Genomic DNA, 21,549 nt, shown 5'->3' on the forward strand with positions numbered 1-21,549 from the left:
CATGAACACAGCACAGCAAATCATCAATGCCAGCAAGTACCGTGAATTCCCGGACACGCTGTTAACGCTTGAGCTATGTCGATCAATGGCTCGCACAGAAGGCCGCAAGGTAGGCGATTCCCTACGGAAGTGCGCCAAGGCACTATCCAGCAAGGTTCGCAATCGCAACCTGGAAGGAACGCTGCTGACGATGAGCCGAAGCATGTTCCCGGAATCTGAAATTACCCGCATTCGTGGCTGCATTGGCAAGATGGAAGCCGCACTGATGCGTGAGGTTCGCGATGTCGAACTCACGGAAGATAACCTGAAAGAGCTAGCGGAGGGTGCGGAGTGAGCGATAGTAAAAAATTCATGATTACTGGACTCTGGAACGGTAAGCCATTTGAGAAAATTATCGAAGCTGAGGACGAAAATGACGCAGCAGGCCACTTCATGTTTTTCGCATCTATGGCTTATGCGCAGATAGATAATTTTGAGATTAACAAGATGCTTGAAGGAGTGAGGCTGTGAGTGATTTAGCGTTTCGAGCGATGAAATTTGCGATGGATAAACACAAAGACCAGCGCAGGAAGTACACCAACAACCCATACACCGATCATCTCGCAGAAGTGGCAGGGATTGTCTACGGTGCTGCTTCATGACATGGCTATTGCCTGTGCATGGCTCCACGATGTGGTTGAAGACCAGGGCATTACAGCAGAGGAATTGCGAAGAGAGTTTGGCGTCACCGTTGCTCGCGGTGTTATGGCACTTTCAGATTTGGAGGAAGGTAACCGAGCGGAGCGTAAGAGGCTGAGCCGCGAGAGATTGGCAAAAGCACAATCATGGGTACAAACCATCAAAGTTGCAGACCTCATCAGCAACACTTCAAGCATCGTTGAGCACGACCCAAAGTTCGCGGTTACATACCTCGAAGAGAAGCGCCTGCTGCTTGATGTGCTAACGGAAGCTGATCCACTGCTTTTGGCTATCGCAAGGGAGCAGGTAGAGAATAAGTCATGACCGCTTACATCACAGAGTTAACTTTCGGGCTGCTGACTATCATCGCAGCCTTTTTTATTTGTGCTGCCGGGAGGAAAGAGAAGTGACCTACAAATACGTTAATCCGTGCGAGAAGGGCTTTGTGCGAATCCCCATCACCCGAAAGCAGCACAACCGATTCATCCCAAACCGCAAACAGAAATTCGGCGCAAAGGTCGAGTATTACTGGCTACAGGAAAACAACACTATCGAGGCGCAGTATTTTTGCTCTTGGTGGATGAAGGCACTCCTGATTACGGTCATGTTTCTACCTGCCATTTTGATGCAGGGAGTACCTGAGACCATTCGCGATATTGGCAACCTGATTCACGAAAGAGAGCGCGGGAAATTCAGCGCTGACAGATGGCATCTTAATCAACAGAAGACAACAGACGGTGAGCTTGAGGCATTCATAGCTGCAGCCATCAAGAAATCGTAACCGGCCACGGCCTTACTGGAGGGGATATGGCAGACATTCAGCGTCGCGTTGTTTGTGCGGCAAACAAATACGAATCGAAACTTGGCATCTCGCCAATGACGTTTGTCGGCGTGCGGCACTTCTGTCCCATCATGCGACAGAACATGCAGCCATTTTTCAAGCATATTGAAAGGAGTTCTGAGGTTCAGGGGTTCGTTGACCAGTTCGGTACATTCATGGACAGAAGCGAGGCTCTTGAAGTGGCTAGAACCGCCGGGCAATTGAATGTGGCAAGAGTTAAAACATGGCCTGATAACGAGCTATTTAGCGAAGACCTTTACTGAGTAACGGAGGGGATATGGAAAGTAAATCAAGAGAGCAGTCGCTGAGAGAGCAGTTTCAGGAATGGTGGGAGGAGTGGTTTGGTGATGCTCCATTGACGCCATGGGATGAGTTGTGGCACGGCGATGGGTATACAGCAGAGAGCATCGACATAATGTGGGATGCATGGCAGGCCAGCAGATCGACGCTCGTTGTTGAGCTTCCTGATGGCTGCGAGTTTGGCGTCGGTTCATCGTGGATTTATTCGGGTAACGTATCAGAGGCAATCCGCGCAGCCGGGATAACCGTTAAAGGAGGAGGGGATGAGTAAGAAGAAACTTGCAGAGAAGAAATTCTGCGAAGCGATGGAGCTTTTGAACAAAGCTGGTGAGTGCCCGGTTAATTACTGCCTCAGCTACGTTAGAGGCTTCATGTGTAGCGACGGCAGTAATGACTATCTGCATGAATGGGATGATGCCTGTATGCGCATCAAACTTACTGAAGGTGAGCAGATTCACTAATTGAGGTAACAATGCAAATCGACCTGGTTAAACACCCAGGCGGCGTATTCTCTCCAGCGCATGAAACAGACCTCGAAAGACTCCAGCGATTCAAGAACGGCGAAACCTACACCGCCGAGATAAAGCTAACCCGTAACCCAAAATTTCATCGAAAAGTGATGGCCTTCTTCGGCTTTTGCTTCGAATTCTGGTGCGCAGAACGCGCCGGGCTCGGGAGTGCAGATGAAACCACGCAGTTCAACCGGTTCCGCAAAGACCTGACGATACTCGCAGGCTTCTACGACACCGTGACGAACATCCGGGGTGAGGTTAGAGCAGAGGCAAGGAGCCTGGCTTACGCAAACATGGATGATGAGGAGTTTTCCAGGTGCTTCTCAGCACTGATTAACGCCGCCATTAAACACGTATTCGCCGGCACTAAAGACCAGCGGATTCTCAATCAACTACAGAGCTACTTCTAATGAAAAAAGGAACCATAGTAACCCTGTGCGACCTGACCGGGAATATGGTTAAGCCATGGTTAGATGCCGGGTATGACGCAGTGCTTGTTGACCCGCAGCACACTGAAGGAATTCACACCGATGGGGCAATTACCCGTATCGGCCATGTGATAGACCATCCGGCAACCTGGGGATATCTGAGCAATTTAAATGATGTTGTATTTACTGCTTGCTTCCCGCCATGCACCGACTTGGCTGTAAGTGGTGCGAGATGGTTTGAGAGTAAACGTGAAGCTGACTCGGCATTCCAGTTCAAAGCCATGCAGGTTGTCTGGCAGTGCCATGTCATAGCTGAAATGCTGGGCGCTCCATACTTCATCGAGAACCCAGTTAGCCAGATAAGCAGTCTGTGGCGAAAGCCAGACCACTCCTTCCACCCGTATGACTTCACTGGTTATCAGCCGGAAGACAACTACACGAAGAAAACCTGCCTATGGGTTGGCCGAGGATTCAGGATGCCGCAGCCGCATCGAAACATGTCACTTGGGGCTCCAGATGACCGAATCCACAAATGCCCACCTGGTGCAGAGCGCGGGAATATCCGCAGCGCAACGCCGGAGGGATTTGCAATCGCGGTCTTTGAGGCAAATAAACCGGGAGGGCTGTCAATATGCGCCAGCGGAAAAGCAGCATAGTTTCCGTAATGGAGAATGCCATCTTCAACGTCCGACACCGCAGTAAACGCAAGCCTGAACCACTCCCATCCGAAATCAAGACTTACGACCCGATATGGCCGCTTCTGTCAAAGCGCTGGCTGCGGGTTAAATCGAGGAAATCAGCATGACCGACTATTCACAGATGAGTGATTACGAAATCAGTTGCGAGGTTGGTAGGGCGATTGGCTTTGCCGATTATCTTTTGGCTCGCAATGAACAAAAAAACTACTGCAAATCATGGGCTGATGCCGGTCCGATTATCGAGCAGAACGGCATCGGGATTTATTTCATTGGCGAAGGTCATCATCGCGGCAAGTGGGGCTCTGACGCTCCAAGCGGGAAGCCATATGTTTACGGCGACAGTTTGCTAAGAAACGCAATGATTGTCTTCCTCATGATGCAGGACTCTTCCAATGCTAACCCCATCTGAAACCACATCATACGAACGCAGCAGCAATACAGCAGCAGGGTTATGCGCTGGTTGTGCAAAGGTGCTTGATGATGACGAAGTGCATGTGTGTTGGCAGTGCAGTAAGGAATTCGCGAGGAGGGGCGCAGATGAAAGTGCCGAAGGGTCGAAACTGTAGGATATGCAAGAAGCGATTCAAGCCACTAACTATGTACGAATGGTGGTGCTGCGAAGACCACCGGGATGAATTAGTTACCAAGTTAGCAGCAGAGGCCAGACAGAAACGAATACTTAAGCAGGAGAAAAGCCGTAAGAAAGAAGCCCAGCAAGAACGCCAGTCACTCAAAGTCCGCAAGTTAGCACTACAGCCAGACAGCCACTTCAAGAAGCAAGCCCAGCAAGCATTCAACCAGTTCATTCGATTACGTGACCATGACCAGCCCTGCATAAGTTGCGGAGAAACGAATCCTCCTGATTTGCACGGCGGCCAGTGGGATTGCGGCCACTTCAAAACGGTCGGCGGTTTCCCTGAGCTGCGCTTCGTCGAAAAAAATGCGTATCGCCAATGCAAATCCTGCAATGCAGGATCGGCAAAACACGGGGCAAAAGCAGCGACGGTGGCGCAGCAGTATGAGCAAACACTGGTTCGACGCTTCGGTCAGGAATTAGTTGATTGGCTGAACGGGCCACATGAAATGACCCATTACCGCCGGGACGATTTTATCCGAATTCGAGATGAGTATCGCGCCAAGGCGAAAGAGCTGAAAAAGAAACTGGAGGCAGCATGACACGCGAATATGTGAAGAAAATACATTACCCATGCGAGACGGCGGCAATCTTTCAGGATGTGCTTTTTATCATTCATCCTCAGCACGCAGAAGATCTTCTTTATGAATGCGACAGGGCTGCAGAATTCTTTCTGGGGTATTTCCCGTACTGCGAGCTAGCGGATGTCCGCGAAGGAATAGCATACAGCTTTGGTGGTCTTTACCTGAATGATGATGAAATCATTATGGAGGCAGCATGTGCAGCGTAACCAACATAGCTCTGGCTCAACAGAGACAGAAAGACAGAGAGATGCTTCAGACGTTAGACGAAGCGCTGAAGTGCAACGAAGGGGTTAAGCAGCGCTTAGAGGAAGCAAGGCGCGAGATTATCAACCGGCTCGGCTTAAACAAACCTGATGGTCCGGAGGATGCAGCATGACATTCATCAAAAAGATACTCAGCTATTTCACTCCAGCAAGGCCGGTGCTGGAACACAAGAAAGGACGCAATAGCTATCCGGCAGCCCCTGGAAGAAAGCGCAGGGAGAAGAAGGCATGAGACGAATAGACGCCATTTATCACCTGCCATCAATCACCGACGAATCCCATCTCCGCAGAACCTGGAAATACACCAAGAAGACCATCACCAAAAAGCAGCGGGCATGGGTTCACTACATGCTGGCGGTGTGGGGGCGCGTTAATCGCGGTGATGATTCTCCGGCAGGCGCAGTAAACGTGATCGGAAGGCTGATGATTCGTAGTCAGTGGAGCCAGGATAAATCAGACCAGATTTGCCGGGTGGTAACGACGCTGCACGACGAAGAGGGTCTGCGTGGGGAAGAGTTGTATCGCAGGGCTCGCGACCTGGTAATCCCTCAATCTTCGATAAGCAACATCATCGCTCTCGCCAAAGAATCAGATGATGCCGCTTTCGTGGAAAGGGTGCTTTGCAAAACCATTAACCGTGATAGCCCGGTTCGCGATGTAGCCATTAAACAATACTGCGAGCGCAAATGCCCGCAAGACATTGCTAGGTTAATTAACTACCACACAGGCCTCGATGTTCAGGCTGCTCGTCGCCGGGTGGTGTGGTGCTCAAATATCCTCGATGCAGAAATGTTTTATGCATTGAAGCGAGAAATGGAGAATGAATTTTCACAAATGGCAGCTTAAATAGGAAAGTTTTCCTAAAAAGGTTGCAATCGCGAAATTAAAGTGTATATTTTCAGGTATGCTCGGGAGCAATAGCGAAAGAGCGAGGTGATGAAGAGCAAGATGACAGCGCTCATGAATCGGGGACATCAAAAGCCCAAAAGCTGAATTGTGTGGCGACAGCCAAAACGCGACTTGAGCCATCACCAATCATTAAAAGCCACTGGTTAACGCCGGTGGCTTTTTTCTTCACAACAGGTAAGGTGTTTCAGATTCCCTGATTCACGGCAGTTATGTGTATCACAGTCGGTTGAAATAAATTCCGCTCTGGTGAGGCGCCTTTCCGTTGTGGTGAATGCGCAGGCTGATGCGCGGGTGCTAGGCAGCGCTTACCTCGCGAAGTGGAAATTGCCGCCATTTCAATGAAAGCCGGAGATCAGCACCGGCCACCACACATTATTCGAAGCCTCGGTTAACGCCGGGGCTTTTTGCTTTACGCGCCATTCTCAGGAATAGCTCTGCGTGGGCTATACAGTATTCCGGCTATTACTACCCATCCGTCAGCAATCCAGTTCCCTACCACATCGCGGCGAACGCCCATGATTCTGGCAAACTCTGAATTGTTGCCGTCATGATATTTCTCTATGTAGTCACTTAGTGGCATAGCTTACTCCGCTATGATTTTTGGATTAACGATCAGGTAGCTTGTTCCGTGCTCGTCTTCCATCTCGATAGCGTCAAAACCGAGGTGAGCAGCTACACGACCGCGTAGGCGCTGCATTTCCCAACCAGCATCACCGGTGCATGAGCGAGGGGAGAGCATGTCTTCAAAGCGGCTATCACACTCATCATCTGCGATAGCGTACGCTAGGCTTTCAACATCATCAGACTCCAGTTCTTGTGAGAGGAAAGTGATTACTTCTTCGATACGGTTGTTCAGCACTGAGTTGTCAGCGACGGAGTTGACGCTGTAAGCGTGAACGAAATCACCGTGGGAACCAGCCACATCAGATTCAGCACTTGCAAAGATGCCGTCAAAAACGTTGTCGCCAGACATTGCGTAAGTGCCAACTTTGATGGCAGGAGCGGTGTTGCTGAATGAGCCGTGAAAGAGTTTCATTTGGTATTCCTCAGTGCGTTTCGATGAATATAGTGTACATAAAAAACATGTACAACGCAAGCTGCATCTATCACACTTTTTTGTTTTGCGTTCATCCCAAATCCCGGAACACCCTCATTCCTTCGTAGCGCATCGCGGTAACGGGGTGAGCGCAAACCAAAAAACACTTAGCGCTATCTGCGCATTCACTTTTCCCTTCAAACAAACACACAGCACAGCCCTTAACCGGGAGGTGAGAGATATGCGTATGCCTGACAAACAACCCGATATCTGGGCTCAACTATTCCTGTGGCTGATGTCAGTGAAAGAGCAGGGCATTGGCGCTCTGCTGGCGGCCACGATGGCCTATCTGCGGGGCCGTTACAACGGCGGCAAATTCTGGCGAACGGTAATCGACGCCATCATGTGCGCGATGATCGCCTGGTTCGTCCGTGACCTACTAGATTTTGTAGGTCTGAAAACTGACCTCGGCTACATCGCCAGCGTATTCATTGGGTATCTCGGTACTGACTACTTCGGTGGTCTGCTGCGCCGGGTTATTGGCAACAAGACAAACACAGGTGCCAGCGATGCAAACCAGTGAGAAAGGCATTGCCCTAATTAAGCAATTTGAAGGCTGCCGCCTGACCGCATACCAGGATAGCGTTGGCGTCTGGACTATAGGCTATGGCTGGACCAATCCCGTAGATGGGAAACCGGTGAAGGCCGGAATGACCATCACTCAGGAAGTTGCTGAGCGACTGCTGAAAACCGGCCTGGTCAGCTACGAGAATGACGTGTCGAAACTGGTTAAGGTAAAGCTGAGCCAAGGGCAATTCGATGCTCTGGTGTCATTCACCTACAACCTCGGCGCACGTTCGCTATCGACTTCAACTCTGCTGAAAAAGCTGAATGCTGGCGACTATCTCGGCGCTGCCGATGAATTCCCTCGATGGAATAAAGCTGGCGGCAAGGTTCTGGCGGGATTGACCCGTCGCCGTGAGGCAGAGCGATCTCTGTTCCTGTCATGAACCGCGCAACGTTAATCGTCATCGCTGTAGTGGCCGCTATCCTGTTTGGCTTGTGCTGGGCTGTAGATCACTACCGCTCAAACGCAATTCTGTATAAAGAGCAGCGAGATAAATCGCTGGCTACCATCGTTGACATGCAGAAGCGGCAGTTGGATGTTGCTGCTCTCGATAAGAAATACACGCAGGAACTATCAGATGCAAAAGAAACCATTGAGCGTTTGCATAGCGATGTCGTTGCTGGCCGCAAGCGGTTGCAGCTCAACGCCACCTGCTCAAATAACTCCACCTCAACCGGCAGCCTGGGCGATGCTTCCACCGCCAGACCTACTGACTCCGCTGAACGGGATTATTTCACTCTCCGACAGCGAATCGAAACAGTGACCGGCCAGGTTAACTACCTGCAGGACTACATCAAACAACAGTGCCTAAGATAACGAAGCCTCGCAATAGCGGGGCTTTTTTATGCACCAAAAACAGCGCCCGCAATGCGCTTCTCACCAAGTCGAACCAATCCCTTTGATATGAGCCCTTGAGGAAGTCAGTTAGTGCTGGCGAGCCTCGACGGGCTGATTTCCATTGCGGCAAGGGTTCATTTCAAAGAAAGGTATACGCCATGAATAATCCGTCAGTTATTCCTGAGTTTGATTTTCGTTCGCTGATATCGGCAGCTGATGGCGAGCCGGTAACAGATACATTCCAGATCGCAAAGGCGTTCGGAAAGCGACATCAACATGTCATTCGCGCCCTTGAGGGAATCCAATGCTCAAAGGAATTTTCGACGGCCCACTTTTGGGTTTCCGAGAAAATCAATGAGTTAGGGATTTTCGACAAAAAGCAGAAGTATTACCGGATGGATTTTAGTGGGTTCGTGATGCTCGTCATGGGCTTCAGCGGCGCAAAGGCTGCGTCCATAAAAGAAGGCTACATCAACGCCTTTAACTGGATGACGGCAGAGCTTAGAAATCTCAGTCAAGGCTATGAGGCCGAACGCAACGCGGTAATGCTCGAATACATGAAAGAGAAGGACGTTGCCAGCATGTCAGGCCGCCTTCTCAATCGCTGGGGCAAGGTAAAGAAGCCTGCCTTGTTGGCGCGAATCGAGAGAATCGAACAGCGCGGGCAGATAACACTGCCAGGCATCAGCGGTGTATTGCCAAAGTAATTCCCCCGACAAGGAACAGATTGCTAAACCCCAATAAGGCGGTGATCACAATCTTGCTGGCGGGTAAGCCGCAAGTGACATAGCCACTGCGAGAAGCAGTAGCGACCGTTGCGCACCAACTTCACCACAGCGTCACCCCGTCGCAGTCTCTCCATCTCAACGAAGACCATGCCGCCATAGCGGGCTCCTTACATGCGAGTGGATGTAGTTAATCAGTAACGGGTTACACCGGGTTTCCGCATAAGCGGGTTATCCCTCATTAGCAGTCAACCTGAACTGCGGTGGATGAATCAGGGAAACACAAAGAAGACACGGGAGATTGCCATGCAAAGCAAAAACTACATACCGGCAGTTACTATGCCAGATGGCGAAAAGATAAAAGGCAGCGGCTGGAAAATAACCGAGCCTAAACACCCTGAGCCTGAAGAGGCCAGCGAAGAGGAATAAGTAATGGCGAAACCAGATTGGGAGGCCATCGAATCGGCTTACCGGGCTGGTTTGATGTCAGTAAGAGCGATTGGAGAAAAGCACGGGGTTAGCCATGCGACAATCCTCAAGAGGGCAAACAAAGAAGGCTGGCAGCGAGACCTAACTGAGCAGGTCAGGACTGCTACGAAGGCGAAGGTCACCAAATCAGTAACCACTCCTGGTAACCATCCGTCGGTGGTTACTGACGCGCAAATAGTTGACCAGGCCTCCGACGAGGCGGCCGCAGTTGTAATGGCTCATAGGGAAGGGCTTGCAGCATGGCGAGGCATTACCAATAAGCTTCGTGACTTCCTTGAGGACGCAGTAATAACCGAAGGTAATCACGCCTCCATGTCGCGCTCGATAACTGCTGGCGTCGATGCTCAGATAAAGGTTATCAACGCTGAGCGCAAGGCATACAACCTCGATACCGACGAAGGCAATAAGACGGTCGATGACTTGTCTAACCTGATGGATTCATTGTCTCAGGGGGCTTAATGAAACCTGAGCACTTAAAGCTGCTGGCAGATAAAGACTGGCGGCTAAACAATCTCTACTGGATCACCGACAAAGAAGGTAAGCCGCAACGCTTCAGGATGACCCCTGAGCAGCGCGAGTACTTTGAAGGCATTCACACTCGAAACATCATCCTGAAAGCCCGTCAGCTCGGTTTTACGACTGAGGTGTGCATCATCCAGCTCGACGCCGCTCTTTTTGAGTCGGCTAAGTGCGCTCTAATTGCCCACACTCTGAACGATGCCAGGCGACTATTCCGCGAAAAGGTTAAGTATGCCTATGACCGGTTGCCTTCAGAAATTAGGGCGGCCAATCCGGCAAGCAATGACTCTGCCGGAGAGCTGGTCTTTAAGAAGGGTGGCTCACTCTACGTAAGCACATCATTCCGTGGCGGTACGCTGCGTTACCTGCACGTTTCAGAGTTCGGCAAGATATGCGCTAAGTTTCCGCATAAGGCGCGTGAGATTGTCACTGGTGCGTTTGAGGCGGTATCGACTGATTGCTTCACCACCATTGAGAGCACGGCAGAAGGCAGGGCTGGTTACTTCTTCGATTACTGCCAGGCGGCAGAGAAATCACAGCTTCAGGAAAAGAGGCTTTCCAACCTCGACTGGAAGTTCTTCTTTTTCACCTGGTGGAGAAATCCGCAGTACGCAATTGACCCGGTAGAGGCGCTGCCAGAGCGTCTTGTTGATTACTTCTCTGAGCTTGAGGTCAAACATGGCGTAACGCTCAACGATCGCCAGAAGGCATGGTACCACGCCAAAGAGAAGACGCTCGGCGATGACATGAAGCGGGAATACCCGTCGATACCCGCCGAGGCGTTCCAGCAGTCTGTTGAAGGCGCGTACTACGCCAAGCAATTCCGCTGGCTCTACACCAACAAGCGTATTGGAAGTCTTCCTGATAACTCACATCAACCGGTACACACGTTCTGGGATATCGGCGTGGGTGACTCTACGGCCATCTGGTTCGTCCGCGAGGTCGGCGAAGAGTTCCACGTCATCGACTACTACGAAAACTCTGGCGAAGGCCTGAGGCACTACATGAAGGTGCTGAAAGACCGAGGATATGAGTACGGCGAGCACTGGGGGCCTCATGATATCGAGAACCGCGAGTTCGGCTCTGATGCAAAGTCTCGTAAAGAGCTAGCCCGCGAAGGCTACGAAATCGACGGCCAGAAATATTCGATGACGTTCAAAGTTGTTCCGAAGGTCGGCGTAGACACTGGCATTGAATCAGTGCGAGAGATTCTAACGAAATGCGTATTTGATGATACCAGGTGCGCAGAGGGAATAACCCATCTCGAAGGCTACAGGAAAGAGTGGGATGACAAACGAGGCTGCTGGAAAGACAAGCCGCTTCATGACCATACGTCACACGGCGCTGATGCCTTCCGCTACTTCGCAGCAGCTAAGCACAACCGCAAGCAAGTAGGCGGTATATTCTTCTAAGGAGCCACTCAGTGAGTGAACAAAGTAACGAGGTAAAATTCCTCGTAAACGCCCTTGCTGAGCAAATAGGGCGGCAGCGCATGCTGTATGCCGGTCGCAATGGCAACGTTAAGCGCACGAAGCTGTGGGATGAGTTCGGTTACCCGGACACACTGAGCTTTGATAACTTCTACCGGCAATATCGGCGCGGCTCAGCAGGGTTCTCAGCAGTGCATAAGTTGCTCGACTCTTGCTGGGTTGATCGCCCGACCATTATTGATGGCGACGAAGACAAAGAGTCCACTGAGACCACTGCGTGGGAAAAGAAGGCCACTAAGCTGATGAAAAAGCTTTGGCCGAAGATTAAGGACGCTGACCGCAGGAACATGGTTGGTCGATATTCGGCGCTGCTCATTCAGGTCAGGGACAGCAGAGACTGGGACCAGCCTGTAGATACTGCCGTTGTGAAAGCACTGGGCACTAGCGCCCTGGTTAAGCTGATCCCGGCATGGGAACCGCAGGTTAAGCCAGGAAATCTGGATATCGACACATGGTCAGAAACCTACGGACAGCCTGTCAATTACCAGTTCAACGAGCAGCCCATTGGCGATGAGGGCGCATACAGTAGCCCTCGCTCTGTGATGGTTCACCCAGACCGCATCATTCTTCTGTGCGAAGGCTCTGAGGACGAAAACATCCTCTCCGGCATCCCACTTCTTGAGGCCGGGTACAATGACCTCCTGGATATCGAAAAGACAAAGGGCGGCAGCGCCGAGGGGTTCCTTAAGAATGCCAGTCGTCAGCTCGGGATAACCTTCGACGACAAGACAGACATGAATGCTATCGCAGCTCAGGCTGAGAAGGCTGGTTACAGGGACATTGGCGAGGCGATGAACGACAAGATCGCCCGCATGAACCGAGGAACAGATGCTGCTCTTGTCACTCAGTCTGGAAGCACATCAGTCCTGTCCGTAGCTGCAGCTGACCCAACACCTACATGGACAGTCTCAGCCAACCAGTTTGCAGCAACCATTCAATGCCCGTTCAACATTCTCTTCGGAAAGCAGACCGGCAATCTCGCCTCAGAGGAAGACAAGACGGCATGGGCTAACCGCTGCAATGAGCGTCGCTGGGGCTTTATGTCCGATGTCATTACTCGTCTGCTGGAGCGGTTATGGAAGATTGGCATTATCGAGCCTCCTTCTTCAGGCGAGGTTACGCTGGCATGGTCTGACTTACTGGCTCCAAGCGAGAAGGAGAAGTTGGCGAACATGGCAACCATGGCCGACGTGGCTTACAAAACCCAGCAAGCCTTCGGCACCCCTGTGGTTGATGAGAACGAAGTTCGCGCAGTTGGTGAGCTTGAGCCCCACAAAGAGGCAGAGATACCAGACCCAAACAAAAAGGTGACCACCGATGATCCTCTTACCGGAGCAAAAGACGAGAATCGGAACGCCGATAGTACCGCGCAATAAGAAAGACCCCACGCAGTCAGCGCGACAGGTCAGCCGGATGTTCAATGATATAGAAAGCCGGTATCTGGACATAAAGCGGCGTCTGAAGGTGCTATTCGACCAGAGGATGACAGGCCGCGAGAGAGTGGATAACTGCCAGCAATCTTGGTTGATGTGCAATAACGAAGGTGCAGAGCCTACGCTCTATCAGGTTAACGCCGGTACGTACATCTACGACATGACAGCTGCGCAGCTTGCTGACCTGCTGCAAGTGGTGCAAACCATCCTGGATGACGCGTTGCTGGATGGCGGCAGTCAGAGGCTCTGGGCACTGGATTATGTCGCAGCAGAGTATGAGCGTGGGACGCACTCGGCATACACCAACCTTTCTGCTCAGTCATCTGTGTACGCCAGTCAGACAACGCTCCAGCAGCTGCTATCAACTGCGGCATACCAGAACCAGATCGCCAGCGCATTTATCAGCACCTACAGCGACTGGAAAGGCATTGCCGACTCTGCCCGTGCTGACCTTGCGAACATCATTGCTGATGCGATAGGACGCGGCATCAACCCGCTCGAAACCGCCAGCATCGTTAGTAAGCGGCTTGATGTTTCGATGGCAAAGGCAAAGACCATCGCTCAGACAGAGCAGGTTGGAGCGCTTCGCCAGGCTCAGTGGAATGAAACTGACTGGGCGTCTGACAGGCTTGGGCTGAAAACCGGGCTCCTGCATCTCTCAGCCCTCAAGCCAACAACCCGGCAAACTCACGCATTTTGGCACGGGAAGGTCAGAACCACTGCAGAGGTTCGCGCATGGTATGCGGAGGATGGCAATAAATATCATTGTTACTGCTCCCAAATTCCATGCCTGCTGAACGATGACGGCAGCATCTATAACGAAGGCCTGTCCGATCGACTGGCTAAAGAGCGCAAAGAATGGGCTGAAGCAGCCTAAATCACAGAGGACATGGCATGAAACGCAATCGCGTTAACGTGCTGACCGTCGTCAACTCCGCTTCAAACATCACCACTGAAACCATCGACGGCAAGCCACATATAGTGGTTCGCGGCATCACGCCTGTCGTGGACGATATTGTGATGAACCGGAAGTTGTACCCGGCAGCCGAAATCGAAAAGGCATACAACACCCTCGAGCGAAACCCAATGCCACTCGGTCACCCGAAGGTAGATGGAAAGCATGTTTCAGCCCGCGACGTACGGGCGGTGAATAACTACCACGTAGGCGCATGGCTCCAGAACGTCAGCCATGAGGATGGCCGGGTCAGCGGTGACATGTACGTTGACCGGCAGTATGCAGAGTCCAGCGAGAAAGGTAAGCGACTGGTTAACCGCCTTGATGAAATGGCGGCAGGAACCAACGTAGAGCCGATTCACATCTCAACAGGGCTTCTGTACTCCGGAATCGCCGCCAATGGCGAGTCAAAAGGCAAGAAGTACAACGAAATCGCCACGAACATGAACTTTGACCACGTGGCCGTGCTGCTTGATGAGCCTGGGGCTGGAACGCCAGGAGAGGGCGTCGGCATTTTCGTTAATGCTGAAGGCGATGAGCAAGAGATTGAAGTAGCTCTGCTCTCAAGCGCATCAGACCTCACTCGCGAAGGGATTCTCAATAAAACAAAGTTCTTCTTCACCAACGCTTCCAACTTCTCTTTCGACGATATCCAGCGAGCCATTAGCGACAAGCTTGGAGAGGCGAGAGAGGGCGATAAGTGGCTCTGGCCTGAGAGCGTTTGGCCGGACAGTTTCATCTACCGCAATGACACCAAATACCTCAAACAAAAGTACCTCATCGGCGATGACGGCAAGGCCGTGTTCGTCGGCGAACCTGTAGAAGTCGTGCGCAAGCCAACTGAGTACGAAATCAAAACCAACGGAGTTAATAACCCCATGAAAGACATGATCGTAAATGCGCTCAAAGCGAAGGGTAAGCCGACCGAAGGCAAGACCGAAGCGGAGCTGCTGGATGCATACAACCAGATGACAGCAGATGAAGCTAAGGCAAAATCTGAAACCCCAGAAGAGAAGGCCGCTCGCGAGAAGAAAGAGGCTGACGAGAAGAAAGCCAAAGAGCAGGCCAATAACGGTGAGGAAATGCCAGCCTGGGCCAAGTCTCTGTCTGATCGCGTTGATTCTGTCGTCAACAGCCTGGCCGTTAACTCTGACAAAGAGAAAGGAGAAAAGCGAGCTGCTGTTAAAGCGAAGTTCGGCCTTGATGACCTAGCGGTTAACGCACTAGACGGTGCGGCGCTCGATGGCCTGTTTGCTCAATGTCAGACATCAACTGGGCTGAGTGGCGCATATCGCCAGGCAACTAACAACCAATCTTTCAGCGACATGCCGGAGTAATTAGAAATGGCTAAAGACGGTAAGCACGTAATTCACGCAGGCGGCATCTTCGCCAACCCACAGCTGCACCGTGAAGGTGCCGCAGCGGCAGATACCAAGCCTGGCACTGTAGGCTTCTTCGATAACACCACGAAGAAATTCACCGCATCTGTAGATGGCAAAGAGGATGCAATCCTTTATGTCGCTAACTACGACTACCTGCGCTGCAAAACGGTGGATGACACCATCGCCGCGGGCGACTGGGTTGTAGGGTTCCATCCGACACCAGGTGTGTTCTTCAACGTACCAGCAGCTGCAGGCACCTATACAAAGGGTCAGCCGCTGTCGGTCGCCAATGGTCGCGTTAAGGCCAAGGCCGCCGACGAAGCGACTCGCGCCTACGTGGAAGAAGACCGCTCATACACCATCGCGACAGCAGGTGACCTCCTGCGCGTAGTAATCAAGTAAGGAGAGCCTGAATGTTTGTATTTTCCACCAAAAAGGCCACTGAGACTGGCAACCTTGAGGTTAACTCCTCCCAGTTCAAAAAACTGGTATCAGCACGTAACGCCAGCGCTCAAGCTGCTGCAGACTTCATTGCCCGTACCAAGTGGCGCGGTGATGCAGAGGATGCACCAGAACTCGACGCTGTGAACGCCATTGACGACATTCGTCGCATGTACAAGGCCTACGATCAGACCGTTCTGGCGCAATTCGAGCCGAACACTGAGTTCACACTGCTGAACGACCTGATGCCTCTGTCTCGCTCAGTTCGCCTGGAAGAGTCGGTGTACGAATACGCTCGCACCGGTGGCCGTGGCTGGGCTCACACCTCCATGTCCGGCCAGATTGGTGCGGCTCTGGATGCGAAATCCTACACCTTCGATGGCACGATGGTCCCGATTCACGACAGCGGCTTTAAGTTCAACTGGCGTGACCCGGTATTCAACAAAGGCTCGGCGCTCTCCTCCCTTGCTGACGCTCAGTCTGGTTCCGTAGATGACGTTCGCCGCCAGTATGTTAACTACATCTGGGAAGGCTTCCGCGATGCGGCAGGCAACTACGTTAAGTTTGACGACAAGACGTGGAAAGGGCTTCGCCATGATGAGCGCGTGGCTCAGGTCACCTTGACCGTAAACTTCGCAACCAGCACCGATCCGAAAGCTATGCGAGCCGCAGCTATTGCCCTGCGCGATGTGCTGAAGCTGCAAAACTACCAGTACGGCCAACAGACCTGGTACATCTCATCCGAGATCATGTCTAACTGGGAGCAGTACTTCGACGTTAACTCCCTGCGCACCGTGCTGGAAGAGATTGCCAAACTGGCTGGTATTTCTGCCATCAAAGAAGACTCCCAACTGACCGGCAACGAAATCCTGATCGTGCCACTGGCTGCAGGTGTTATTGCGCCAATCGTCGGCCAGGCATTCGGCACCGTCGCTGACCCTCGTCAGTTCTACAACTCTGACTATGTGTGGCGCACATGGGGTGCTGCTGGCCTGATGGTTAAACAAGACATCAACGGTCACTTCTCTGTCATCCACGCATCCAGCTAAGGAAAAATCATGGCACTAGTAAAAGTTTTGGCAGCAAATCTGTTTGCCGGTGCCAACTTCCAGAAGCTGGAGGTTGGTTCGGTGTATGACGTTGACGACGCAGTGGCAGATAAGTGGATTGCCAGCGGCAAGGCTGAGAAGTCTACCGAGAAGAAAGGCGAGAAGTTGGTGTTTGAAGTAGCAACGCCTTCCGCACCCGCCAAGGGCGATAACAAACAGCTGCAATCAAAGCTCGATGAAGCGCTGGCCCGCATTGATGAGTTAGCCACTGCATCGCAAGAAACGGAAGCGGCACATGCCACTGCTATCGCAGAGTTAACGGCACGAGCAGAAGAAGCAGAAGCGGCGCTGGCAGCAGCAAACAAAAAGGATAAGTAATCATGGCGCAGATAACAGCAGCGCAGGTTAAACAGCAGTTGTCTGCGCTTGGTTACACCATCCCTGATTTCATGATTGACGCTTACATCTGCAAGCTTGATGGCATAAGTCAGTGCCTGGAGGCGTCTGGCTACGATGAATGCGACCTGATTTTGATAAAGGTGTACGCCGTAACGTTAATGGCCGTCACCGCTTTCAGTCAGCGCCTTAAATCACAGTCAGCGCCTTCAGGGGCATCCCGATCGTTCGACTACAGCGGCGATATCAAGAACATGAGGAATGCGCTTCTGGCGCTAGATAAGTCCGGGTGCACCGGCTCGCTCCCCATTGACGTTGGTAGCTCTGTTGGGTTCTTTGATGTCGTCGGTGGCTGCTGATGTGGATATCCATAAAGCAGCGATTGCCCGAGTCATTCGTGCGCGTGTGGGTGATGACCGACACCGGGCGGCAGACTACCGGCTACGTTAAATCTGACGGCGAGTGGTTCATCAACTGCGAGAGAATCCGGGCGACTGGTGCGCAGGTTCTGAGGTGGCGAGAATGAAGCGAGGTGGACTATTGCAAAACAGCCGGCTTTATCGTGTTGGTGAGGTCATCATGGGCTCATTCATACCACCAAATGCCACCAAGCGCAGTGGGCAACTTAAAGGTCAGGGCGGAAACGTGACGGTTGTGCTGCGCTGGAAGGAGGGCTAATGTCGAGCACGGCAAACTGGAGTTACACCGCGCCTTGCACCATCTGGCGAAACCTTGGCTTTGCTGAGAATGGCGACTCGTTAGGCTGGTCAGACCCTGAAACCATCATGGCTGACTATCAAGGCGGCCTGTCGGCGAAAATCGGTAGCATCGGGACAGAAATCACCGTTAAGAATACCTTCTGGACGGAGTTCACGGAGGCTAAGCGCGGGGATTACATCCTGATTGGTTCATCGACTGACGCTGACCCGATTAATGCCGGTGCTGATGAGGTGATGCAGGTTGTACGCTATGCCGACACCTTTGAACGCACAGCAGATGACTATGCGATTCTGACTGGAGCTTGATATGGGCGTTAAAGTGAAGGGCGTCAACCAGTCAAAAGCCAAGCTGGATGCTCTGCTCGCAGATGTTCAGGGAAAGAAGGTAGTTCGCGCCGTTCAGTCAGCCTTGTTCATTATTGGGGCAGAGGCCGCAACGATGATACCAAGAGATACCAGCACACTGGTTAACTCTCAGTATCGAGAGCTGAAGTTTATCGGAAGCCGTGTTAGTGGCCGGGTTGGATTCTCTGCCGATTATGCTCTTTATGTTCATGAGGCATCAGGAAAGCTGAAGGGCAAGCCAAGGTCTAGCGTTAAATCATTCAGCACCCTCGATGGCCGAACTGCATTCGCTTCAGACAAAGGTAACTTCTGGGACCCATCCGGGGAACCTAAGTTTCTTGAGAAGGGCGTAAGCAAAACCAAGAAGCAGGTTGAAGCGGTTATCAAGAAGGAGCTGAGCCTATGACCCCTCCAATGTACAAGCGGGTCCGCGATGTCTTCATGGGGAACGGCCTAACCGATGGGCTCAACATTCAGTTGCTGGTCTGGACTGAAGACCCTAACGATAAACGACTGGCGAAAAGCTACATCGTGTTTCGTCCATCTGGCGGATCAAACATCGATAAGGATATAGGCGGCGATTACTACGTCATGGTGGATGTCATTTCCGCTAAAGGAATGACCGAGTATCAGAAGGCCGACGACGCCGTTAACCGCATCATCGAGTTCGTGAAGCAAAATCCATTGGTCAGCAAATGCCTCGGCCAGATAACCAATCTCGGCGGCATCCCAGCGCCGGTTCTCTCTACTGAGGGGCGGATAGTTTATCGCCTCATGTTCGCCTGTCTATTCGGCAGCGATTGACCAAACACCAAATCAACCAGGTCGCCATGTGCGGCCTTTTTTTATGCTCATAAGAGGCCTAAGACATGGCAATTTGTCAGACCGATAACACAAAACTCTTTGGCCGCGCCGTCATTCTGGAAGTGGCTGACGGTTGCGCCGATACTGTGCCCACGGAGGCAGATTTCAAGCTGCTGATGCCTGGTACATCAAAGACGTTCGATATGTCACCGAACACAACCACCTCATCAGCTGATGATACTAAAGGCTGGGTTGAGAACATCGTCACCTCTAACGACCTGACTCTCTCCTTCGAGGGTGAGGTGCGCGTAAACGACCGCTCAGACCAGTACGGCGTCTACAAGTACATCAAGTACTACGTGGCAGAAGTAAACGCTGGCCGCCAGCCGACGCTTTGGGTTCGTATGACCTTCGGCCAGATTCAGATTCAGGGTTACATGGTTATCACCGCGCTCAGCAATGACGGCGGCACTGATGACATTGTCACTCTGTCTACTGAGTTTAAGGTGGCTGATGGCTCTACCGTGCAGGTGACAGACGTTGCTGATGACGTTGCAGTTACCGGTGTTACCGTAGCGCCTAAGACAGCATCTATCGCTGTAGCTGCGACCCGCCAATTAACTGCAACCATCGCGCCAGCTGACGCCAGTAACACTGCGGTGACTTGGTCATCTTCCGATGCGACCAAAGCGACGGTAAGCAATACCGGCCTGGTGACAGGTGTAGCAGCCGGCACTGCAACAATCACCGTGACGACTGCGGATGGTGCTAAAACCGATACTGCAGCTATCACCGTGACTGCGTAATTAATACAGAGGGTTCTTGTGAGCCCTCGATATTGATTATGGGGGAGCAATGACACCTTTAACTGAACTTGGCGAGAGCCTTATTGGCGCAGGCCGCCGAGAATACTTCTTCCGACCTTCATTCGCCGCAATGACACGTATGGGCTCACCAGCAGAGATTGTGCAGGCGTTTTACGACTTAAACCATGACGCAGTGTCACCGTTGTTTGCTCGCGCCTATGAGGCTTATGGGAGCGTTCCTGCGTGGCTGATGGAATACGTCAGTAAGCCTGGATTTGCAGACAAGGCCATTGGCGCAGCGATTAACATCCTGCAGGCGTGTTGCGATGAGGATTGTTCCGCGCTGACCGGTGCAATGGTGCCGAGCCGCAGCCGCCCCGGTGAACTAATCTGGATGCCAGGCGCGATGTCGTTCGAAGAGATGGTGATGGTAGCCAGTTCGCTTATCACGCACGGCATCATCGGAAAGGCAAAAGTGCGCAAGCTGCAGCGCAATGAATCAGGCCAGATGACACGAGAGTTTCACGCTATCGAGTACATCAACGCAGCCCGGTCGCACTTCGGCATCTCGAAGGACGAAGCCATGAAGCTGACCATGACAGAGTTTCAGCTACTCCTGAACACCAAATACCCAGAGCAGAAAGGCTTCACGAAAGAAGAGTACGACACTGTTGTCGATGACTATTTCGCTAAGAAGCAGCGGAAGTTGGATATTGGTTGTTAGATATGAAGGGTAAGCTACCAAAAATGGTAAGCTAAAGGCTATTGCGCTGAGTGATTATTGGGGTTATATTTCGCTGCAATGAAGGTGGGCGGTTCGCTACTATACAAGAGGGGTTTCCCCCGCGAACTCACCCCACCGACCCCTCATATCATTCCCTCGACGCAAAAAGATAAAAAATGAAAAGAAGCTATGCCATCATGATTGATGCTGGTTTTTTGCGCGCAAAACTTGGCACAAAGGACAAGCCTATTGACTCTGAAGTTATCAAATTGTTCGTTGAAAAAATTAAGGCCAGGCCTGAATTGAACGAAATGATACTTCATCGTGTTTATTACTACGACGCAGAACCGCTGACAGGAATTCAGAAGCATCCAATCAGTGGCGAAGTAATTGATTTCTCTGAGACAGATGTGTCTAAGAGAAATAAAATAATGCTAGATGACCTTAAAAAAACTCCTTTCTTTGCTGTCAGACTTGGAGAGACAAACTTCAGGGGATGGAAAGTAGATCCTTGGGCACTTAAAAGTAGTGACACGAAAACTGCATCTATAAAGTTTACTAACGTCAAACCTAACGTTCAGCAAAAAGGCGTTGATATGCGTATCGCTTTAGATATGTCATCGATGTCATTAAAGAAGCAGGCTGACGTTTATGCTTTGATTACCGGGGATTCTGATTTTGTACCGATCATTAAATTTGCAAGGAAAGAAGGTCGACAAATATTTCTCTACACATTAGGGCATGGTGTTAAGCAGACAATGTACGAACATTCAGACCTTCTAGTAGCCGATGGTTTTGATAAGCTGTAATTTCTAAACCCACCACCCGGTGGGTTTTTGCTTTCTGGATGTCGCCCACACAAACACCAAACCCGCTTCGGCGGGTTTTTGCGTTGCCTTGCCGCCATCCTTTGCTAACATGTTG

General features: G+C 51.6%; 38 protein-coding genes and 1 pseudogene. 37 read left to right on the forward strand and 2 right to left on the reverse strand.

Annotated features, from left to right (window positions below; translation table 11 throughout):
- Position 1 precedes the first annotated feature (1 nt).
- The 17 genes from HX778_RS11975 to HX778_RS12050 all read left to right on the forward strand — a co-directional run bounded on the left by HX778_RS11975 (position 2) and on the right by HX778_RS12050 (position 5,784).
- Complete coding sequence (locus HX778_RS11975) at positions 2–334, forward strand: hypothetical protein (RefSeq protein ID WP_176982097.1); 333 nt, start codon at positions 2–4, stop codon at positions 332–334.
- Complete coding sequence (locus HX778_RS11980) at positions 331–510, forward strand: hypothetical protein (RefSeq protein ID WP_176982098.1); 180 nt, start codon at positions 331–333, stop codon at positions 508–510. The genes HX778_RS11975 and HX778_RS11980 overlap by 4 nt, the downstream gene beginning before the upstream one ends.
- A gap of 117 nt (positions 511–627) precedes the next feature.
- A complete protein-coding gene (locus HX778_RS11985; protein ID WP_370527389.1) occupies positions 628–1,002 on the forward strand; it encodes a hypothetical protein in 375 nt (124 codons plus the stop codon).
- Positions 1,003–1,084: 82 nt separating this feature from the next.
- The gene (locus HX778_RS11990) at positions 1,085–1,459 is read left to right on the forward strand and encodes a hypothetical protein (protein ID WP_176982099.1); all 375 of its coding nucleotides are present in this window, start codon (positions 1,085–1,087) and stop codon (positions 1,457–1,459) included.
- A gap of 26 nt (positions 1,460–1,485) precedes the next feature.
- Positions 1,486–1,782 (forward strand): hypothetical protein, encoded by a 297-nt coding sequence (locus HX778_RS11995; RefSeq protein WP_176982100.1) that lies wholly within the window; start codon positions 1,486–1,488, stop codon positions 1,780–1,782.
- Positions 1,783–1,796: 14 nt separating this feature from the next.
- Positions 1,797–2,090, forward strand: a complete 294-nt coding sequence (locus HX778_RS12000) for a hypothetical protein (protein ID WP_176982101.1) — start codon at positions 1,797–1,799, stop codon at positions 2,088–2,090.
- Positions 2,083–2,280, forward strand: coding sequence for a hypothetical protein (locus HX778_RS12005; protein ID WP_176982102.1), 198 nt, complete (start codon positions 2,083–2,085; stop codon positions 2,278–2,280). Before HX778_RS12000 ends, HX778_RS12005 begins: the two co-directional genes overlap by 8 nt.
- Positions 2,281–2,291: 11 nt before the next feature.
- Positions 2,292–2,741: a DUF1367 family protein gene (locus tag HX778_RS12010; RefSeq protein ID WP_176982103.1), complete on the forward strand. Its 450-nt coding sequence runs from the start codon at positions 2,292–2,294 to the stop codon at positions 2,739–2,741.
- Positions 2,741–3,415: a hypothetical protein gene (locus tag HX778_RS12015; RefSeq protein ID WP_176982104.1), complete on the forward strand. Its 675-nt coding sequence runs from the start codon at positions 2,741–2,743 to the stop codon at positions 3,413–3,415. Before HX778_RS12010 ends, HX778_RS12015 begins: the two co-directional genes overlap by 1 nt.
- 8 nt (positions 3,416–3,423) lie before the next feature.
- On the forward strand, positions 3,424–3,564 hold the full coding sequence (locus HX778_RS25310; RefSeq protein ID WP_176982105.1) for a hypothetical protein: 141 nt from the start codon (positions 3,424–3,426) through the stop codon (positions 3,562–3,564).
- Entirely contained in the window at positions 3,561–3,866 is a 306-nt protein-coding gene (locus HX778_RS12025; protein ID WP_176982106.1) for a phage protein NinX family protein, read from the forward strand. Before HX778_RS25310 ends, HX778_RS12025 begins: the two co-directional genes overlap by 4 nt.
- On the forward strand, positions 3,850–4,023 hold the full coding sequence (locus HX778_RS25315) for a protein NinF (protein WP_176982107.1): 174 nt from the start codon (positions 3,850–3,852) through the stop codon (positions 4,021–4,023). Before HX778_RS12025 ends, HX778_RS25315 begins: the two co-directional genes overlap by 17 nt.
- Positions 3,995–4,633 carry a recombination protein NinG gene (locus tag HX778_RS12035; RefSeq protein WP_176982108.1) on the forward strand — a complete coding sequence of 213 codons (639 nt, stop codon included), beginning with the start codon at positions 3,995–3,997 and terminating at the stop codon, positions 4,631–4,633. Before HX778_RS25315 ends, HX778_RS12035 begins: the two co-directional genes overlap by 29 nt.
- Positions 4,630–4,881 carry a hypothetical protein gene (locus HX778_RS12040; protein WP_176982109.1) on the forward strand — a complete coding sequence of 84 codons (252 nt, stop codon included), beginning with the start codon at positions 4,630–4,632 and terminating at the stop codon, positions 4,879–4,881. The genes HX778_RS12035 and HX778_RS12040 overlap by 4 nt, the downstream gene beginning before the upstream one ends.
- Positions 4,869–5,051: a hypothetical protein gene (locus HX778_RS12045; protein WP_176982110.1), complete on the forward strand. Its 183-nt coding sequence runs from the start codon at positions 4,869–4,871 to the stop codon at positions 5,049–5,051. The genes HX778_RS12040 and HX778_RS12045 overlap by 13 nt, the downstream gene beginning before the upstream one ends.
- Positions 5,048–5,170 (forward strand): hypothetical protein, encoded by a 123-nt coding sequence (locus HX778_RS25125; RefSeq protein WP_255483383.1) that lies wholly within the window; start codon positions 5,048–5,050, stop codon positions 5,168–5,170. The genes HX778_RS12045 and HX778_RS25125 overlap by 4 nt, the downstream gene beginning before the upstream one ends.
- On the forward strand, positions 5,167–5,784 hold the full coding sequence (locus HX778_RS12050; protein ID WP_176982111.1) for a hypothetical protein: 618 nt from the start codon (positions 5,167–5,169) through the stop codon (positions 5,782–5,784). Before HX778_RS25125 ends, HX778_RS12050 begins: the two co-directional genes overlap by 4 nt.
- 472 nt (positions 5,785–6,256) lie before the next feature.
- Here the strand turns inward: HX778_RS12050 and HX778_RS12055 are convergent, their stop codons facing one another.
- Positions 6,257–6,427, reverse strand: coding sequence for a hypothetical protein (locus HX778_RS12055; protein ID WP_176982112.1), 171 nt, complete (start codon positions 6,425–6,427; stop codon positions 6,257–6,259).
- Positions 6,428–6,430: 3 nt separating this feature from the next.
- The gene (locus tag HX778_RS12060; protein ID WP_176982113.1) at positions 6,431–6,883 is read right to left on the reverse strand and encodes a hypothetical protein; all 453 of its coding nucleotides are present in this window, start codon (positions 6,881–6,883) and stop codon (positions 6,431–6,433) included.
- Between the two features lie 241 nt (positions 6,884–7,124).
- Here HX778_RS12060 and HX778_RS12065 point away from each other — a divergent pair, with 241 nt between their 5' ends.
- From HX778_RS12065 to HX778_RS12165, 20 genes and pseudogenes are all read left to right on the forward strand, one after another.
- Positions 7,125–7,466, forward strand: coding sequence for a phage holin, lambda family (locus HX778_RS12065; protein ID WP_172743149.1), 342 nt, complete (start codon positions 7,125–7,127; stop codon positions 7,464–7,466).
- Positions 7,453–7,893, forward strand: a complete 441-nt coding sequence (locus tag HX778_RS12070; protein WP_176982114.1) for a lysozyme — start codon at positions 7,453–7,455, stop codon at positions 7,891–7,893. Before HX778_RS12065 ends, HX778_RS12070 begins: the two co-directional genes overlap by 14 nt.
- Complete coding sequence (locus HX778_RS12075; protein ID WP_176982115.1) at positions 7,890–8,327, forward strand: lysis protein; 438 nt, start codon at positions 7,890–7,892, stop codon at positions 8,325–8,327. Before HX778_RS12070 ends, HX778_RS12075 begins: the two co-directional genes overlap by 4 nt.
- 111 nt (positions 8,328–8,438) lie before the next feature.
- Positions 8,439–9,055 (forward strand): annotated as a pseudogene (locus HX778_RS12080) (Rha family transcriptional regulator).
- Between the two features lie 324 nt (positions 9,056–9,379).
- A complete protein-coding gene (locus HX778_RS25130; RefSeq protein ID WP_255483384.1) occupies positions 9,380–9,502 on the forward strand; it encodes a hypothetical protein in 123 nt (40 codons plus the stop codon).
- Positions 9,503–9,505: 3 nt separating this feature from the next.
- On the forward strand, positions 9,506–10,021 hold the full coding sequence (locus HX778_RS12085) for a hypothetical protein (protein WP_176982117.1): 516 nt from the start codon (positions 9,506–9,508) through the stop codon (positions 10,019–10,021).
- Positions 10,021–11,493, forward strand: a complete 1,473-nt coding sequence (locus tag HX778_RS12090) for a terminase (RefSeq protein WP_176982118.1) — start codon at positions 10,021–10,023, stop codon at positions 11,491–11,493. Before HX778_RS12085 ends, HX778_RS12090 begins: the two co-directional genes overlap by 1 nt.
- An 11-nt stretch (positions 11,494–11,504) precedes the next feature.
- Complete coding sequence (locus tag HX778_RS12095; RefSeq protein WP_176982119.1) at positions 11,505–12,947, forward strand: anti-CBASS protein Acb1 family protein; 1,443 nt, start codon at positions 11,505–11,507, stop codon at positions 12,945–12,947.
- Complete coding sequence (locus tag HX778_RS12100) at positions 12,889–13,881, forward strand: phage minor head protein (RefSeq protein ID WP_176982120.1); 993 nt, start codon at positions 12,889–12,891, stop codon at positions 13,879–13,881. The genes HX778_RS12095 and HX778_RS12100 overlap by 59 nt, the downstream gene beginning before the upstream one ends.
- A gap of 17 nt (positions 13,882–13,898) precedes the next feature.
- A complete protein-coding gene (locus HX778_RS12105) occupies positions 13,899–15,296 on the forward strand; it encodes a DUF2213 domain-containing protein (protein ID WP_176982121.1) in 1,398 nt (465 codons plus the stop codon).
- A gap of 6 nt (positions 15,297–15,302) precedes the next feature.
- Entirely contained in the window at positions 15,303–15,743 is a 441-nt protein-coding gene (locus HX778_RS12110) for a hypothetical protein (protein WP_176982122.1), read from the forward strand.
- A gap of 11 nt (positions 15,744–15,754) precedes the next feature.
- The gene (locus HX778_RS12115; RefSeq protein WP_176982123.1) at positions 15,755–16,831 is read left to right on the forward strand and encodes a major capsid protein; all 1,077 of its coding nucleotides are present in this window, start codon (positions 15,755–15,757) and stop codon (positions 16,829–16,831) included.
- A gap of 9 nt (positions 16,832–16,840) precedes the next feature.
- Positions 16,841–17,209, forward strand: coding sequence for a hypothetical protein (locus HX778_RS12120; RefSeq protein ID WP_176982124.1), 369 nt, complete (start codon positions 16,841–16,843; stop codon positions 17,207–17,209).
- Between the two features lie 2 nt (positions 17,210–17,211).
- A complete protein-coding gene (locus HX778_RS12125) occupies positions 17,212–17,586 on the forward strand; it encodes a hypothetical protein (RefSeq protein WP_176982125.1) in 375 nt (124 codons plus the stop codon).
- A gap of 318 nt (positions 17,587–17,904) precedes the next feature.
- The gene (locus tag HX778_RS12140) at positions 17,905–18,252 is read left to right on the forward strand and encodes a hypothetical protein (RefSeq protein ID WP_176982127.1); all 348 of its coding nucleotides are present in this window, start codon (positions 17,905–17,907) and stop codon (positions 18,250–18,252) included.
- Position 18,253: 1 nt separating this feature from the next.
- Entirely contained in the window at positions 18,254–18,697 is a 444-nt protein-coding gene (locus HX778_RS12145) for an HK97 gp10 family phage protein (RefSeq protein ID WP_176982128.1), read from the forward strand.
- Entirely contained in the window at positions 18,694–19,095 is a 402-nt protein-coding gene (locus HX778_RS12150) for a hypothetical protein (protein WP_176982129.1), read from the forward strand. The genes HX778_RS12145 and HX778_RS12150 overlap by 4 nt, the downstream gene beginning before the upstream one ends.
- Before the next feature lie 65 nt (positions 19,096–19,160).
- The gene (locus HX778_RS12155; protein ID WP_176982130.1) at positions 19,161–19,901 is read left to right on the forward strand and encodes an Ig-like domain-containing protein; all 741 of its coding nucleotides are present in this window, start codon (positions 19,161–19,163) and stop codon (positions 19,899–19,901) included.
- A gap of 49 nt (positions 19,902–19,950) precedes the next feature.
- Complete coding sequence (locus HX778_RS12160) at positions 19,951–20,625, forward strand: DUF6246 family protein (RefSeq protein ID WP_176982131.1); 675 nt, start codon at positions 19,951–19,953, stop codon at positions 20,623–20,625.
- A 176-nt stretch (positions 20,626–20,801) separates the two neighbouring features.
- On the forward strand, positions 20,802–21,434 hold the full coding sequence (locus HX778_RS12165; RefSeq protein WP_176982132.1) for an NYN domain-containing protein: 633 nt from the start codon (positions 20,802–20,804) through the stop codon (positions 21,432–21,434).
- The last annotated feature ends 115 nt before the right edge of the window (positions 21,435–21,549 follow it).

Origin of the sequence: Cedecea sp. P7760 (assembly GCF_013386425.1) — a bacterium.
Classification (GTDB): domain Bacteria; phylum Pseudomonadota; class Gammaproteobacteria; order Enterobacterales; family Enterobacteriaceae; genus Cedecea; species Cedecea selenatireducens.